15 protein-coding genes and 1 pseudogene are annotated in these 16867 nt (G+C 48.6%); 13 read left to right on the top strand and 3 right to left on the bottom strand.

Translation table 11 applies throughout. From position 1 onward, the window contains the following. The 3 genes and pseudogenes from dapD to map form a co-directional block, all read right to left on the bottom strand. Positions 1 to 360, bottom strand: a pseudogene (gene dapD, locus R3177_RS06830) (2,3,4,5-tetrahydropyridine-2,6-dicarboxylate N-succinyltransferase); the annotation flags it as partial. A gap of 9 nt (positions 361 to 369) precedes the next feature. Then, positions 370 to 2994 (bottom strand): bifunctional uridylyltransferase/uridylyl-removing protein GlnD, encoded by a 2625-nt coding sequence (glnD, locus tag R3177_RS06825; protein WP_318970293.1) that lies wholly within the window; start codon positions 2992 to 2994, stop codon positions 370 to 372. Between the two features lie 29 nt (positions 2995 to 3023). After that, positions 3024 to 3812, bottom strand: coding sequence for a type I methionyl aminopeptidase (map, locus tag R3177_RS06820; protein WP_318970295.1), 789 nt, complete (start codon positions 3810 to 3812; stop codon positions 3024 to 3026). A 321-nt stretch (positions 3813 to 4133) separates the two neighbouring features. On the opposite strand from map, the gene rpsB reads away from it, so the two are divergent. The 13 genes from rpsB to lpxA form a co-directional block, all read left to right on the top strand. Next, complete coding sequence (gene rpsB, locus R3177_RS06815; protein WP_318970292.1) at positions 4134 to 4862, top strand: 30S ribosomal protein S2; 729 nt, start codon at positions 4134 to 4136, stop codon at positions 4860 to 4862. Between the two features lie 103 nt (positions 4863 to 4965). Then, entirely contained in the window at positions 4966 to 5838 is an 873-nt protein-coding gene (gene tsf / locus R3177_RS06810; protein WP_318970291.1) for a translation elongation factor Ts, read from the top strand. A 104-nt stretch (positions 5839 to 5942) separates the two neighbouring features. Next, positions 5943 to 6683 (top strand): UMP kinase, encoded by a 741-nt coding sequence (gene pyrH / locus R3177_RS06805; protein ID WP_318970290.1) that lies wholly within the window; start codon positions 5943 to 5945, stop codon positions 6681 to 6683. Between the two features lie 49 nt (positions 6684 to 6732). Next, a complete protein-coding gene (frr, locus tag R3177_RS06800) occupies positions 6733 to 7290 on the top strand; it encodes a ribosome recycling factor (RefSeq protein ID WP_318970289.1) in 558 nt (185 codons plus the stop codon). A 130-nt stretch (positions 7291 to 7420) separates the two neighbouring features. Continuing rightward, a complete protein-coding gene (gene uppS, locus R3177_RS06795; protein WP_318970288.1) occupies positions 7421 to 8182 on the top strand; it encodes a polyprenyl diphosphate synthase in 762 nt (253 codons plus the stop codon). A gap of 5 nt (positions 8183 to 8187) precedes the next feature. Then, the gene (locus R3177_RS06790) at positions 8188 to 9048 is read left to right on the top strand and encodes a phosphatidate cytidylyltransferase (RefSeq protein ID WP_318970287.1); all 861 of its coding nucleotides are present in this window, start codon (positions 8188 to 8190) and stop codon (positions 9046 to 9048) included. Beyond that, complete coding sequence (ispC, locus tag R3177_RS06785; protein ID WP_318970286.1) at positions 9048 to 10241, top strand: 1-deoxy-D-xylulose-5-phosphate reductoisomerase; 1194 nt, start codon at positions 9048 to 9050, stop codon at positions 10239 to 10241. Before R3177_RS06790 ends, ispC begins: the two co-directional genes overlap by 1 nt. Then, positions 10241 to 11596, top strand: coding sequence for a sigma E protease regulator RseP (gene rseP / locus R3177_RS06780; protein WP_318970285.1), 1356 nt, complete (start codon positions 10241 to 10243; stop codon positions 11594 to 11596). Before ispC ends, rseP begins: the two co-directional genes overlap by 1 nt. Before the next feature lie 26 nt (positions 11597 to 11622). Beyond that, entirely contained in the window at positions 11623 to 14124 is a 2502-nt protein-coding gene (gene bamA, locus R3177_RS06775) for an outer membrane protein assembly factor BamA (RefSeq protein WP_318970284.1), read from the top strand. Between the two features lie 16 nt (positions 14125 to 14140). Next, positions 14141 to 14662, top strand: coding sequence for an OmpH family outer membrane protein (locus R3177_RS06770; RefSeq protein ID WP_318970283.1), 522 nt, complete (start codon positions 14141 to 14143; stop codon positions 14660 to 14662). 4 nt (positions 14663 to 14666) lie between these two features. Beyond that, positions 14667 to 15722 carry a UDP-3-O-(3-hydroxymyristoyl)glucosamine N-acyltransferase gene (lpxD, locus tag R3177_RS06765; protein ID WP_318970282.1) on the top strand — a complete coding sequence of 352 codons (1056 nt, stop codon included), beginning with the start codon at positions 14667 to 14669 and terminating at the stop codon, positions 15720 to 15722. 2 nt (positions 15723 to 15724) lie between these two features. Next, the gene (gene fabZ, locus R3177_RS06760; RefSeq protein ID WP_413229076.1) at positions 15725 to 16177 is read left to right on the top strand and encodes a 3-hydroxyacyl-ACP dehydratase FabZ; all 453 of its coding nucleotides are present in this window, start codon (positions 15725 to 15727) and stop codon (positions 16175 to 16177) included. Position 16178: 1 nt separating this feature from the next. After that, positions 16179 to 16867, top strand: a 689-nt coding sequence (gene lpxA, locus R3177_RS06755; RefSeq protein ID WP_318970281.1) for an acyl-ACP--UDP-N-acetylglucosamine O-acyltransferase, incomplete at its 3' end; no start/stop codon positions are given.

The following is a 16867-nucleotide window of genomic DNA, read 5'->3' as shown; positions in this document are numbered from 1 at the left end:
ATTTCTGCCAATATAACTGCCCTGGCGGGCCGCAGCCGGAGGAACTACCCGAACACCATCAGCGCGGAAACGCTCGGGGGTGTAATCAGCATATTTCATCGGTACTTTGTCAAAAAAACGATTTTCAGCACCATCCATTACCGCATTATCATTAATCCGGAACGACAGCAGCACGGCCTTTTTCAACCACTGGTGTACAACCCATTCGCCGGCAATTTTTTCGGCTACCCGCGCCTGCCCGCTATCAAGCAACGCTATGGCCTGTTGCACGGCGTTTTTTACGTCAGCCGTTACAGTGCCCGGGGTAATATCGGCACGAAGTTCGAACGCATTTTCGATAATGCTTTTTAAATCAGACATGGTGTTATTTCAGCCTTGTGTTTCCTGTGAGAGTTGTGAAATCAGGACCCGCTTAAGCTCGCTCTGCTCGTCGCTGCTCAGCGCCTGATCCTGTGCATTTGATAACATAAAAAAATCTTCGGCCCGTTCACCGATAGTGGTGATTTTTGCCGCATGAATATTAACGCCGCAGCGCTGAAAAACCTGACCGATATCGGCCAGTAATCCCGGGGTATCCAGAGCTGCGATTTCAACCATGGTACGCTGTTTAATATTACCTGGCAGGAAAACGACTTTAGGTGGCACATTAAACTGACGCATCTGACGAGACAGTCGCGGCTTTTGCCGGGACAAATCCGGCTTACCGGCAATATACAGCTCCAGTGCCCGCTTAATGCTGGTGAGGCGGGAGGGGGAGCTGACTGGCTCGCCATTCTGCTCCAGAATCACGAAGGTATCCATGGCGTAACCATCTTTATTGGTCATGATCTGGGCATCAAAAATATTAACTTTCTTACTGTCGAGCGCGGCCACCAGGCGCGCGAACAGCCCGGGTTGGTCGGGGGTATAAATAAATACCTGAGTACCGCCCCGAATGGGTGTTTTGCTAATCAGCACCAAAGGTTCTTGATGATTTTTATGGCGTAAAATATGTTCACAGTGCCAGGCGATTTGTTTTGGGCTGTAACGGGCAAAATAGTCTGCTTTGATCCGGCTCCACAGGTGCAGGATTTCAGATTCGGTAAAGGTTTGTTTTAGTAAAAGCGGCATCGCCTCACTTTGGTTTTCGCGAATTAAGTCGCGTAAATCCATCGGTTTTTCCAGACCGCGGCGAAACGCTTTCTGGGTCGCCAGAAACAGTTCACGCAATAGCGAGCCTTTCCAATCATTCCACAGGTTATCATTAGTGGCGCGGATGTCGGCCAGGGTTAAACAGTACAGATAATTAAGCCGGGTTTCATCCCGCACTTTTTCTGCAAACTCAGCCACAACAGCCGGATCATGAATATCCCGCCGCTGCGCGGTAACCGACATCAGCAGATGGCTTTCCACCAGCCAGGCCACCAGCTTGCTGTCGAATTCACTTAACTTATGCAGTTTGGCAAATTCGCGGACATCCATCGCCCCCAGCTCCGAGTGATCGCCGCCGCGGCCTTTGGCAATATCATGAAAGATGCCCGCCAGATACAACAACTCGGGTTTTTCCATCCGCTTAACAATGTCGGTACAAAGCGGAAACTCACTTTCATGCTCAGGTTGGGTATATTTATACAGGTTTTTCAGCAGGCGGTGAGTATGCTCATCTACTGTATAGGCATGAAATAAATCAAACTGCATCTGGCCGACGATGTTGCGCCATTGTGGTAAGTACGCAGCCAGCACACCATAACGATGCATCAACGTTATCGCTTTATCCATTCCGCGCGGATGACGCAGTAAGGCCAGGAAAAGTTGACGGCACGCTTCATAGTCCTGCAAATCGCCCATCAGACGCCGGCGGACCTGGCGCAGCAAACGCAGGGTAGTGGAGTGAATGCCGGTGATATTGGAGTTGTTGGCAATATGCCAGAACAACCTCAGCAAATTATCGCGTCTGGCAAAAATGGCATTGTCGCGGGCTTTAATTAAATGACCACTGAGCTCAAAATAGTCATCCAGCTGCTGTACTTTTACTTTTGTGCCCTGATTTAAAATACTGCCTTCAAAATGCTGCAGCAGCATTTCATTTAATTCACTAACCCGTTGTACGGTGCGGAAAAACCGCTTCATCATCCGCTCGACTGATGCCTTTCCGTCAGAGCCAAAGCCCAGTCGTTTAGCTGCAGCTGGCTGATAGTCGAATAATATCCGGTTTTCATTGCGACCCGCTTCAATGTGCAGTGCAAAACGCATTTGCCACAAGTAGGCTTCGCATTCCATTAATTCCTGATATTCATCTTCAGTCAGATACTGATAGGCCACCAGTTCGCGCATCGTGCGGGTGTTAAAGTGCTTTTTCGCCACCCAGCCGATAGTCTGTATGTCGCGCAGACCGCCCGGATTGGCTTTCAGGTTCGGTTCCAGGTTATAAGCTGTACCGTGGTACTGAGCATGGCGTTGCTGTTGTTCATGCCGCTTGGCCTGAAAGAATGCCTGACTGCTCCAGAAATTATCACCGCTGATTTCCTGCTGTAACTGTTCAAACAGTGGCTTATTGCCGGTAAGCAGGCGCATTTCCAATAAGTTTGTGGCAATAGTTATGTCGTCACGCCCTAACTTTATGGTTTCTTTTAAAGTGCGGACGCTATGACCCACTTCCAGACGTAAATCCCACAGCGTGGTAATAAAGTCGGCGATGGCTTGTTGCTGTTCCGCGGTTAACCGCCGCTCAGCTAAAATCAGCAGATCAATGTCAGAGTAGGGGTGCAATTCGCCTCTGCCGTAGCCGCCTACAGCAACCAGGCTCAGGTTTGGTTGCCTGCTCAGTTCGAAATGTTGCCACAACTGAATTAACACGTTGTCAATAAACCTGGCGCGGGCTTTAACCAGACCATTGATGGGCTGATGCTCAAAGCTGCGTTCCAGCCAGTCATGAAATTCACTGAAATGCTTTTTATAATGTTCCAGCGAAAAACTGGCCGGCAATGAGCGGTTAAATTGCAATATTTGCGTCATGCGACTCCCTGCTGAGCGTTAGTAAGTCTTTACTCTGCGGTTAACTGGCGCTCCAGTGTTTCATCACTGCGCAGCGTCAGAATTTCACAGCCATCATCAGTAACCAGCAGGGTATGTTCAAACTGAGCTGATAAACTGCGATCTTTGGTTACCACTGTCCAGCCATCTTTTAAAAGTTTGCTGTGGCGGCCGCCGGCATTAATCATCGGCTCTATCGTTAAGCACATGCCGGTTTTCAACACTTCGCCGGTGCCCGGCTTGCCGTAATGCAGCACCTGAGGGTCTTCATGAAAAACCGCGCCAATACCATGGCCGCAATATTCGCGGACCACAGAATAGCTGTGCTTTTCGGCATGTTGCTGAATGATGTGACCAATATCGCCCAGCCGCACACCATTCTTCACCCGTTTCAGCGCCAGATATAAACATTCCTGGGTGACCCGGATAAGCCGCTCGGCCATGATGCTGGGTTTGCCGACGACAAACATTTTTGAGGTATCGCCGTGATAGCCATCTTTAATCACCGTGATATCAATGTTGACGATATCGCCGACTTTTAGCGCTTTATCGTTTGGAATGCCGTGACAAATAACCTGATTAACAGAGGTACAAATCGATTTAGGAAAACCGTGATAATTAAGCGGCGCAGGAATGGCCTGCTGCACGTTAACGATATAGTCATGGCATAAGGTGTTCAGCTGATCGGTCGTGACACCGGCGTTGACATGGGGTTCGATCATTTCCAGTACTTCAGCCGCCAGACGGCCGGCAATTCGCATTTTTTCAATTTCGGCGGCGGTTTTAATATTTGCTGTCATCAACACTCTCTCGGTTACTGCAGTTACAGCCATTATGACTGCTGGAAAAACACACATATCATTGTGTTTGGCAGCTTACTATGGTATAAAGCGCGCCGCAAATTAGCAAATTGCATTGTACTTTTCTTTTACCGGCACCGAAGCTTATTTTTGATAACTTCTGGTTCTTAGTTATAAAAAGTCAATGTACTGCTTTGCGAAAACAAACTTAAATTTTAAATAACACACATGCATCGACACATAGTCCGGGGTGCCTGCGCGAAAGCAACGGTCGGGATATGGGATGCATGGAGGCCTAACCCCTAAACAGGAAATATAATCATGGCAAAAGTTTCTATGCGCGACATGCTCCAGGCGGGCGTGCACTTCGGTCACCAAACCCGTTACTGGAATCCAAAAATGAAGCCATTCATTTTTGGTGCCCGTAATAAAGTTCATATCATCAACCTTGAGCAAACCGTACCGATGATGAATGACGCCTTAGCGTTTATTCAACAGGTATCTGCCAAGAAAGGTAAAATTTTATTCGTAGGTACCAAGCGTGCCGCGTCTGAAGCCATCAAAGAAGCGGCAACCAAAGTTGACCAATTCTATGTTAACCACCGTTGGTTAGGTGGCATGCTGACTAACTGGAAAACCGTTCGTCAGTCTATCAAGCGTTTAAAAGACCTGGAAGCGCAAAGCCAGGATGGTACTTTCGACAAGCTGACTAAGAAAGAAGCTTTAGACCGTACCCGTGAAATGGATAAGCTGGAAAAAAGCTTAGGCGGTATCAAGGACATGGGCGGCTTACCAGACGTACTGTTCGTGATCGACGCTGACCATGAACACATCGCGATCAAAGAAGCCAACAACCTGGGTATTCCGGTGGTATCAGTGGTTGATACTAACTCTGATCCTAAAGGTGTTGACTATGTGATCCCAGGTAACGACGACGCTATCCGTGCTATCCAGTTATATCTGGGTGCGGTAGGTCAGGCTATCCAGGAAGGTCGTGACAAAAACATCGAAGTTCAGGCAGAAGCTGAAAGCTTCGTTGAAGCAGAATAATTTTTCTGTCACTTAAGCCTGTCAGGCTTTAGACAGAAGACCTTTGCAACAGGGGCAATATTGCCCCTGTTTGTCCAACCGGAATTAAGACGAGGAAGCTCCCATGGCTGTAACTGCGGCTTTAGTAAAAGAACTTCGCGAGCGCACTGGCGCTGGCATGATGGATTGTAAAAAAGCGTTGGAAGAAACTGGCGGCGATATCGAAGCGGCCATCGACGCGATGCGTAAAAGCGGTTTAGCAAAAGCGGCTAAAAAAGCCGGCCGTATTGCTGCTGAAGGTGTTATTTTAACCCGCGTAGCGGACGGCTATGGTTTAGCGATTGAATTCAACTGCGAAACTGACTTCGTCGCCCGGGATGCTAATTTCCTGGCCTTTGCCAACAGTGTTGCAGACCTGGCTCATGCTAACAAGTTATTCACTGCAGAAGCTATTTTAGCCGCTGATTTAAATGGTACTTCAGTAGAAGATACCCGGGCGACCCTGGTCGCGAAAATTGGTGAAAACATCAACGTGCGCCGCGCCGCTGTTGTTGAAGGCGATGTCATCGGTCAGTATGTTCACTCTGGCCGGATCGGTGTGTTAGCGGTATTGGAAGGTGGTAACGAAGATGTGGCTAAAGATGTTGCCATGCACGTTGCCGCAAACAACCCAAGCTACGTAAACCCGGAAGACGTCTCTGCCGAAGTGGTGGAGCGTGAGCGTCAAATTCAGATCGACATTGCGGTGAACAGTGGTAAGCCAAAAGAAATCGCTGAGAAAATGGTTGCAGGCCGGATGAGTAAATTCACTGGTGAAGTCAGCTTAACAGGTCAGCCTTTCGTTAAGGACCCGTCAATCAGCACTGGCGAATTCTTAAAGCAAAATGGTGCTAAAGTTGTTTCTTTCATTCGCTTAGAAGTAGGTGAAGGTATTGAAAAGAAAGAAGAAGACTTTGCTGCCGAAGTAGCTGCACAGATCGCTGCGGCGAAAAAGTAATTTGCGCTTTAGCAATTAACTAAAACCCGCTAGAATAACCGCGACCTGAGGTCGCGGTTTTTTTTTGTCTTTTATCCAGTATGTTTTCAGCACTAGGGGCACCCATGAGTATCAATCCGAAACCAACCTACCGACGCATCCTGTTAAAATTAAGCGGAGAGGCCCTGATGGGCGATGAAGGCTTTGGTATTGATCCGAAAGTACTGGACCGGATGGCCCAGGAGATCAAAGAGCTGGTTGAGTTAGGGGTGCAGGTTGGCATTGTTATTGGCGGTGGCAATATTTTCCGCGGTGAAGGCCTGGCTAAAGCCGGTATGAACCGGGTGGTTGGCGACCATATGGGTATGCTGGCGACCGTGATGAATGGTCTGGCAATGCGTGACGCCTTACACCGGGCATATGTTAATGCCCGGATGATGAGTGCCATTCCACTCAATGGCGTCTGTGATAACTACAGCTGGGCTGAAGCGATCAGTTATCTGAAATCAGGCAGAGTTGTTATTTTCTCCGCCGGTACCGGTAATCCGTTTTTTACTACCGATTCCGCTGCTTGTTTAAGAGGGATTGAAATTGAAGCGGATGCGGTGTTAAAAGCCACTAAAGTTGAGGGTGTGTACTCCGCCGACCCGGTAAAAGACCCTGCCGCAACCCTTTATTCGCAGTTAACTTACACAGAAGTACTCGATAAAGAATTAAAAGTGATGGATTTAGCCGCGTTTACCCTGGCCCGGGATCATAATTTACAAATCCGGGTGTTTAATATGAATAAACCCGGTGCATTAAAACGGGTCATAATGGGCGAGCCGGAAGGCACTGTTATCGACCACGCAGAAAATTTACAGTAAACTAGCGGCTATTCTGGCCGTTGCGACAAGATATAAAAGGATAACGATCGTGATAAACGACATTATTAAAGACAGCAAAGTAAGAATGGAAAAAAGCGTCGATGCGCTGAAATCTCAGTTAAATAAAGTGCGTACAGGACGGGCTCACCCCAGTTTGCTGGACGGTATTCAGGTTTCTTATTATGGCGCAGATACGCCGCTGCGGCAGGTGGCAAACGTCTCTATTGAAGACGCCCGGACGTTAAGTATCAGTGTATTTGACAAAAGCCTGGTGCAGGCTGTCGAGAAAGCCATTATGTCATCAGATCTGGGGCTTAACCCGATGTCGGCCGGTACCAGTATTCGGGTACCCTTACCGGCGCTGACTGAAGAGCGCCGTCGCGATCTGGTTAAGGTTGTGCGGGCAGAAGCGGAAGGCGGCCGGGTGGCCGTGCGTAATATCCGCCGCGATGCTAACGCGGAATTAAAAGCGTTGCTAAAAGATAAAGCAATCAGCGAAGATGACGAGCGTCGGGCAGCTGATGAAGTCCAGAAAGTCACCGATACTTTTGTTAAAAAAATCGACGAAGTGCTTGCTGATAAAGAAAAGGAACTGATGGAGGTTTAAAGCAGTCCACCATTAGCAGATAATGGCGCCGTAACGGCTAGGCTGTACGGCGCTTTTTATTATCGCTGGTACAGCGGATAACATAGCAGTAAGTTCAGTGACAGCATTACAAAAGGACAGGTCTAATTCTATGACTGCAGAGTCGCAGATCGGGCAGCAGACGTTACCACGGCATGTCGCCATAATAATGGACGGCAATGGCCGTTGGGCACAGCGTCAAGGGAAGCCAAGAGTATGGGGACATAAAAAGGGCGCGGAAGCAGTGCGCCGCGCAGTCAGTTTTTGCCGGCAATTAGGTATCCCGTCGCTGACGTTATTCGCGTTTAGCAGCGAGAACTGGCGACGACCGCAAGCTGAAGTTGATACCCTGATGCAATTGTTTATGCTGGTGCTAAAAAAAGAAGTGAAAAACCTGCACAAACATAACGTAAAATTGCAGATAGTTGGCGATTTATCAGCCTTTGACCAGAAACTGCGGGCAAGCATTAGTGCTGCCGAAGCATTGACGGCTGACAATACCGCTATGACATTAAATATTGCAGCAAACTATGGTGGTCGCTGGGATATGCTCAATGCTGCACGCCAGCTAGCGGTTAAAGTGCAGGCCAAGGCGTTGCTTCCTGAGGCGATGACGGAGCAGATGCTTGCTGAGCATATGCAGTTGCACGACCAGCCGGAACTGGATTTACTGATCCGTACCGGTGGTGATTTGCGGATCAGTAACTTTTTATTATGGCAGGCTGCCTATGCAGAATTGTGGTTTACTGAAACCCTGTGGCCTGATTTTGATAAAACAGTGTTTGCTGACGCCATAGCCGCGTTTGTTAACCGGGAGCGACGTTTCGGTTGCACCGGTGAGCAAATTCAGGCAATGCTGCACAATAAAGGATAACAATATTGTTTAAACAACGACTTTTAACAGCGTTACTGCTGGCTCCGCTGGCGCTACTGGCGGTATTTTATTTACCGCTGGCCGGCTTTGCGTTGTTTGTTTCTGTTGCATTTACACTGGGTGCCTGGGAGTGGAGCGGGCTTTGTGGCCTGGCTAGCCGCACATTACGGGCGATATATACCGGATTAACCGCAGCGATGCTGTTTCTGCTTTATCTGTTGCAACCGGTTGCATTGCAGTATCTGTTTGCAGATACCCTGACGCTGACCCTGATTATCGCGGGCGTCGTCTGGTGGCTGCTGGCTGTTGTGCTGGTACTCAGTTACCCCGGCAGTCAGCTGCTCTGGGCGGGACGGGACTGGCTGAAAGCGCTGCTGGGCTGGCTGACGTTACTTCCTGCCTGGAGTGCTGTCGTGTTTGTTCGCGGTCTGGACTACCAGCAGGATGCCTTTACCGGAGCGTGGCTATTATTTGGCTTACTGGGTCTGGTGTGGGCCGCTGATATCGGCGGATATGCTATTGGTAAACCCTTCGGCAAAACGAAATTGCTGCCTAAAGTCAGCCCGGGTAAAACCCTGGAAGGCATGCTCGGCGGCATGCTATTTGTGTTACTACTGGTCAGCGCAGTCGGTTTCTGGAAGAACTGGCCTGCAAATATCGCTTACTGGTACCTGGCCGCGATTGTGTTAGCGGCACTGTCGGTGTTTGGAGATTTAACAGAAAGTATGTTTAAACGGGCTGCCGGAAAGAAGGATAGTGGTGCGTTTTTACCTGGTCATGGCGGTATTCTTGATCGGATAGACAGCCTGACAGCTACTGCGCCGCTTTATGCTCTGCTTCTCGCTTTATTCGGTGGCTTTCATTGATGCGACAGGTCGTTATTCTGGGAGCAACTGGTTCTATTGGCTGCAGCACCTTATCGGTGCTGGCCCGGCATCCAGAGCAATTTAAGGTGTTGGCACTGACTGCTGCCACTCAAACCAGTAAAATACTTGCACAGTGTCTTGAGTTTCAGCCCCGTTTTGCTGCGATGTTATGCACCAAGGCCGCCGCTGAATTAAAAGTTGCGCTGGCACGCCATGGCTGCGCCACCCAGGTGATGTCTGGGCAGCAAGCTATTAACGAGCTTGCTGCGCATCCTGATGCAGATATCGTCATGGCTGCCATTGTCGGCGCAGCGGGATTAATGCCAACCCTGGCAGCTGTAGAGCAGGGTAAAACGGTACTGCTGGCCAATAAAGAAGCGTTGGTAATGTCAGGTGAGCTGTTTATGGCTAAAGTGCAGCGCCACGGTACGACACTGCTGCCAATTGACAGCGAACATAACGCTATTTTTCAATGTCTGCCCGCGACGGCGCAGCAGGCGACGCAACCGGTGACGCTGGCCCAGATGGGTATTGCCAAATTGTTGCTGACAGGCAGTGGCGGACCTTTTCTGACCCGTGAACTCAATACCCTGAACAAGGTAACGGTTGCTGAGGCTATTGCCCATCCGAATTGGAGTATGGGCCAGAAAATATCGGTAGACAGTGCGACGATGATGAACAAAGGGCTGGAATTTATCGAAGCCCGCTGGCTGTTTAATTGCGCACCCTCTGATATAGAAGTGGTAATTCATCCGCAGAGTATTATTCATTCGATGGTGCAGTATACTGATGGTTCGGTGCTGGCTCAGCTGGGGCAGCCAGATATGCGCACCCCGATCGCTCACGCGCTGGCGTTTCCAAACCGGATGAGCAGCCCGGTTTCTCCGCTTGATTTCAGCCAGTTAGCCAATTTCAGTTTCAGTAAGCCTGATCCTGAACGGTACCCTAATCTATTTCTGGCAATGGCTGCCTGTGCTGCCGGGCAAGGTGCAACAACAGCACTTAATGCCGCTAACGAGATAGCGGTAGCGGCATTTATTAACGAACAGATCCGCTTTACTGACATTGTTCGCCTGAATGAAAAATCTCTGGCACATTTCCTTAACTATGCTGCCCGCTCGCTGGATGATATAGTAGCGCTCGATTTTGAAGCCCGCGCCTATGCGCAGCAGCTGGTAAGGACATTAAATTAATGACAGTGTTTTTGTGGAATGCCTTTACCTTTGTGATTGCGCTGGGGTTACTGGTTACCGTACATGAATTTGGCCACTTTTGGGTTGCCCGCAAAAACGGTGTGCTGGTGAAACGTTTCTCCATTGGCTTTGGTAAAGCGCTGTTCAGCTGGCGGGATCGGCAGGGCACTGAATTTGTTATTGCGGCTATTCCGCTGGGCGGCTATGTAAGAATGCTGGATGAGCGGGTTGATCCGGTTCTACCGCAGTTTGCTGATTTAGCGTTTAACCATAAAACAGTATGGCAGCGCATGGCCATTATCGCTGCAGGGCCTGCGGCTAATTTTATCTTCGCCATTTTTATTTTGTGGCTGATGTACATGATTGGGGTGCAGGAAGCAAAACCGGTTATTGCCGACGTGCAACCGCAGTCTATTGTTGCTGAAGCGGGTGTGCGGGGCAATGAGCAAATTATCAGTATCAATGGCCATAGTGCCCGAGATTTGCGCAGTACTAATTTGCTGCTGGTTGAACAGCTGGGCCGGGGGCAAATGACGTTAGGTTTACAGGACATTGACTCAGGACAGCAGCGGCAAGTACAGCTTGACTTGGCGGACTGGCAATTTAACCCGGAGCAGCAATCCGTGTTTGCCAGCCTCGGTATTAAGCTGTTGCAACCTGAAGCGACCACTGAGCTAGCCCAAATAGTGCCTGGCTCAGCAGCAGCTTTGGCAGGCATGCAACCGGGTGATATTATCGTGCGGATTGATGATGAGCCCATTGCTGACTGGTCAGTACTAGAGCGTCTTATTCAGCAAAATGCTGAACAAACGCTGCGCTTTGAAATCAACCGGGCAGGACAGCTTATTGAACTGTCAGCGACACCAGAATTGCTGACCCGCGACGATGGCTTTACCCAGGGCATGCTGGGGGTGCAACCGGTGGTGACACCCTGGCCTGAGGGTATTATTTACACCCAGCGCTATGGTGTAATTGGCGCGGTGAAAGAAGGCATCAGTCAGACCTGGCAGTTAACCCGGCTGAGTTTTGCCATGGTTGCAAAACTGCTGACCGGCGATGTGTCTGTCAGGCATTTAAGCGGGCCTATCTCGATTGCTCAGGGAGCAGGAGATACGGCCAGTATGGGCCTGATCGCATTTTTAGCGTTTCTGGCGCTGATTAGTGTCAATCTGGCTGTTATTAATTTATTGCCATTACCCATTTTGGATGGTGGCCATTTAATGTATCTTGTGGTGGAACTAATACGCGGTAAACCTGTCTCTGAGAAGGCGCAGGAAATAGGTTTTCGCTGTGGAGCTTTAGTCCTGCTGATGTTAATGGGAATTGCGCTGCTCAACGATATTTCTCGTTTGTAATAAACTAATCATAAGTAGTTCAAATAATGACAATTAAACGATTAGTAGCTGCGATGTTACTTGCCACAGGCAGTAGCTCGGTGCTAGCTGAAGAATCATTTACCGTTCAGGATATTCAGGTTGAAGGCTTGCAGCGCGTTGCGCTTGGTGCCGCTCTGAATAATCTGCCATTTACTATTGGCGATACTGTAACTGAATACAGTTTATCGCGTAGTATCAAAACGTTATACAGTGCTGGCCACTTTGACGATATCAAAGTGTTTCGGGATGGTAATACCGTTATCTACCGGTTAAAAGAACGGCCAACCATCAATAACATCGAGTTTGATGGCAACAAAGACATTAAAGAAGAGCAGCTTAACGAGAGCCTTGCCGGAAACCGGGTTCAGGTTGGCGAGCCGTTAGATAAAACGATTCTGAAAAGTATCGAAAATGGTTTAACTGAGTTTTACCACGGTGTGGGTAAATATCAGGCCAAGGTCGAAGCAAAAGTAACCTATCTGCCGCGCAACAGGGTTAATCTGAAGCTGGAGTTTGATGAAGGCGACGCCGCTTCCGTCCGGCAGATCAATATTGTTGGCAACACGATTTTTTCTAATGATGAGTTGCTAAAGCAAATCGAATCAAAACAGGATTTACCCTGGTGGCGTTTTTTATCTTCGGATCGTTACCAGAAGCAGACGCTGCAAGGCGACTTTGAAACCATTAACAGCTATTATCTCGACCGCGGCTATCTGCAGTTCGCTATAGATTCCTCTCAGGTTTCTGTCAGTCCGGATAAAACAGCGGTTTACGTCACGTTAAACGTGACGGAAGGCGAGCAGTACACGATTCGTGATATCAATTTCGTTGGTGATTTAATTGGCCAGGACGCGATAATTGAAGCCATTTTGCCATTAGAGGCAGGGCAGTTGTACAACGGCGCGCTGGTAACCTATACCGAAGAGAGTATCGCCAAGTTGTTAGCACGTTTTGGTTATGCGAACTCTAAAGTCCGGACAATTCCGAAGGTTGATGAGGCAAACAACGAAGTTGACCTGACCATTAGCGTTGACCCGGGAAAACGGGTATATGTGCGCAGAATTGAAGTAAAAGGTAACAGTAACACCCGGGATGAGGTTATTCGTCGTGAGTTGCGGCAAATGGAAGGTGCCTGGCTGTCAAACGACTATCTTGAGTTGTCGAAAAACCGGATCCAGCGTTTGCCTTACATCGAAGAAATCAGCTATGAGACTTTGCCGGTTACCGGCAATGATGATCTGGTTGATGTGATTTTTACGATGAAAGAGCAGCCGTCTGGCAGTTTTAATGCCGGCATATCGTATGGCAGCTATCAGGGTTTGTCTTTTGAGGTCGGTGTCCAGCAGTCAAATTTCTTTGGCACTGGTAACGCCGCCGGTATTAGCTTAAGTACCAATAAATACCAGAAAAGTATCAATCTCAGTTACACCGACCCGTATTTCACTCTTGATGGAGTAAGTCTGGGCGGCCAGTTGTTTTATTCGGACATCGATTATAGTAGTGCCTCGTCAAACCTTGAAGCTTATAATCAGCGGCGCTATGGTTTTGGTGCCAATGTTGGCTATCCGGTAAATGAATTTAACCGCCTGAATTTTGGCGCCAACTATGTTGTAAATAAAATTAACTCTATTCAGGAGTATGATCAGCTGCGACACTTCAGAGCGGTGTTGCTGGATGAGCAAAACCCGGATGGTGGCTATAATTTTACTAACTATGAGTTCAGCACCGGCTGGACCCACAGTACCTTAAACCGAGGTTTATTTCCGACCGCAGGCCGGATGCTAAACTTAGTGTTGCGTGCCACCACCCCTAACTCCGATTTGCAGTACTATAAAATGCAATTTGAGGCTCAGAATTATATTCCGCTTAGCAATGATCATCGCTGGTCGTTCCGTAGCAAGCTGGAGCTGGGTTATGGTAATGGTTACGGCGACAAAGACGGCTATGATTATACGCTGCCATTTACTGAAAATTTTTATGCCGGGGGCTCCAATTTACGTGGCTTTGAAAACCGGATTATCGGTCCTCACGCAATTTTCCGGTTTCCTGGCGTAGTACCCGGTATTCCGGGACCGGTAAATGATGGCATTAATTACCCACAGGATCCGCAAGGTGACAACTATCTGGTGTCGTCGAGGTCTATTGGGGGGAACGCGATGGGCGTACTGACCTTAGAGTTAATCACGCCAACGCCTTTTTTAAGTGATGATTACCGTAATTCGGTTCGGACCAGCTTGTTTGTCGATGCCGGTAATGTCTGGGATACTGAATTTGATATTAACCGGTATGCTAATTTAACACAGGACAGAACACGATCAGCCGGGCGTGGCGTTCAGCCTTTCCTGATTGATTATGCTGACCCTGGTTTGATTCGGGCGTCAGCTGGTGTATCTTTACAATGGATTTCGCCAATGGGCCCCTTAACGTTCAGTCTTGCTAAGATTATTAAAAAGCAGGAAGGTGATTTACAGGAAAATTTCAGTTTTAATATTGGTACAACTTTCTAATAAAGGTATAAGGAAAATGATGTTTAATAATAAAGTAGCAAAGACCGCAATTCTGTTAGTCGCCACAATGTTAATGGCTGGTACTGCTGTTGCTAAAGAAATGAAAATTGCCTTTGTTGATATTCAGGCAGTAGCGGCGCAAATCCCTCAGTCAGCCACAATTCAGGAAAATATCCGGGCTGAATTTGCGGCAAGAATAGAAGAGATGAGCAAACTAGAAAAAGATATTAATTTTAATATTGAAAAGCTACGTCGTGATGGCCCGACCATGAGTGAAAAACAACAGCAGGATCTGGCGGCAAAGGTGCAGGAACAACGTCAGCAGTACGAAGCAACAGCTCGACCTTTAGATGAACAGATCCGTGCCCGTCAGAACGAAGAGCGCAACAAGATTCTGGCAATGATTAAAAATGCCATCGATGTGGTAGCAGAGCGTGAGAAATTCGATGTGGTACTGAATGCCGGTGCGGCAGTTTATGCTAAACCGGAATATGATATCTCTGATGCCGTCGCGGCACAGGTTAGCAAAGCGAAGTAAGCGGGTGAAGTTATTAGCCCAGTTGGCTGAGCATCTGAATGCTCAGCTTATCGGAGACGCCGCTTGCGGCGTTTCTGCCGTTGCAACGCTTGAACATGCAAGCCCTGGCACCATCAGTTTCCTGGCGAACAGCAAGTATCGTAAGTTTCTCAGTCAGACGAAAGCTTCTGCGGTATTAATTAAAGCGGACGACCTGCCTTTCGTGGCGCCCGGGGTCAATGCCCTGGTGGTAACTGACCCTTACGTCGCGTTTGCCCAGATTGCTCAGATGCTAGATACTACTCCGCAGATTGCCAGAGGTATTGCGCCTTCTGCTATAATTGACGCCACTGCCGTGTTGGGCAATAACTGTGCGCTCGGGCCAAACGTAGTGATCTGTGCCGGTGCAGTGCTTGGTGATGACGTACAGCTTGGGCCCGGCACTGTGGTTGGTGAGGGCGCAAGAATTGGTACTGGCAGCAGGTTATGGGCCAACGTAACGGTTTATCATCGTGTGGTTATTGGTATGAACTGTATCATTCATAGTGGCGCAGTGCTCGGTTCAGATGGTTTTGGTTTTGCGAATAAAGCCGGTAACTGGCTGAAGATCCCCCAGATGGGTACTGTGCTGATTGGCGATAATTGTGAGATTGGCGCCAACACCACAATCGATCGTGGCGCAATTGAAGATACCGTCATCGGTAAAAATGTGATTATAGATAACCTGTGCCAGATAGCTCACAATGTTCAACTTGGCGATCATTCGGCTATGGCAGGTTCTGCCAGTATCGCGGGCAGTACCAAAGTGGGCCGCTATTGCATTATTGGTGGTGGCGTTGGTATTAATGGTCATATTGAAATTGCTGATGGCACACAGATCACCGGAATGTCGATGGTTACCCGCTCATTAGCAGATAAAGGGGTTTATTCTTCTGGCATGCCTGCCGTAACTAATGCTGAGTGGCGTCGTAATACGGCACGTCTGCGCCAGGTTGAGCAGTTATTCCAAAGGGTGAAACAGCTGGAACACCAATTACAGCATTTAAGTCAGGATGGTCAACAACCATCGACAGAGGATTAATTTTGGCCAATCAACTTAATAGCCTGCAAGTTCAGGAAATTATGGCGCTATTGCCGCATCGTTATCCGTTTCTGTTAATCGACAGAGTACTGGATTACACTCCGGGTGAGTCATTAACCGCCCTGAAAAATGTCACCATCAACGAACCTATCTTTACCGGTCATTTTCCCGGGATGCCAATATTTCCGGGCGTATTGATTCTGGAAGCGTTAGCGCAAGCTACCGGCATACTCGGTTTTAAGACCGTGACTGAACGGGCAGAAAATGAGCTTTATCTGTTTGCCGCAATTGATGAAGCCCGTTTTAAAAAACCGGTTGTACCGGGCGATACCATGATACTGGACGTTAAGTTTTTAAAAGAGCGCCGTAATATGTGGAAATTTTACGGAGAAGCCAAAGTGGATGGCACAGTTGTATGCACAGCTGAATTAATGTGCGCCAGACGAGAGTTATAACGTGATACATCCATCAGCAGTTATAGAAAGCAGTGCCAGCCTTGGCCAGAATGTGAAAGTAGGTCCTTTTAGCTATATCGGACATGATGTCGTGATCGGTGATGACTGTGTCATAGAGCCACATGTCGTGATTAAAGGGCCTGCTACCATTGGCAAAGCCAATCATTTTTTTCAGTTTTGCAGCATTGGCGAAGCCTGTCAGGATAAAAAGTATAAAGGCGAAGCCACTGAACTGATTATCGGCGATTTTAATGTGTTCCGTGAGGGATGCTCTGTGCATCGGGGGACCGTGCAGGATCAGGGCAAAACCATTATTGGTAGCCATAATTTGTTTATGAATACGACCCATATCGCGCATGACTGCGTGATTGGTAGTCATACTATTTTTGCCAGCGGCGCGCAGGCAGCTGGCCATGTCCATGTTGGTGACTGGGCTATTCTGGGCGGGATGACCGGCGTGCATCAGTTTGTCCACATTGGCGCACACAGTTTCTGTGGCGGCGGCTCAATTGTATTAAAAGACGTGCCGCCTTATGTCATGGTGCATGGTGCACCTTGTCAGCCGGCTGGCATTAATGTTGAAGGATTAAAACGCCGGGGTTTCAGCAGTGATGCCTTGCTTGAGATCCGCCGGGCCTATAAAGAGGTTTACCGCAAAGGTCAGACGGTTGCTGAGGCATTAGCGGCACT

This window comes from Arsukibacterium sp. (assembly GCF_033722355.1).
In the GTDB taxonomy this organism is placed as follows: Bacteria; Pseudomonadota; Gammaproteobacteria; order Enterobacterales; family Alteromonadaceae; genus Alishewanella.
The sequence above is the reverse complement of the archived record's forward strand: the minus strand, read 5'-3'. Positions and strand labels throughout refer to the sequence as shown.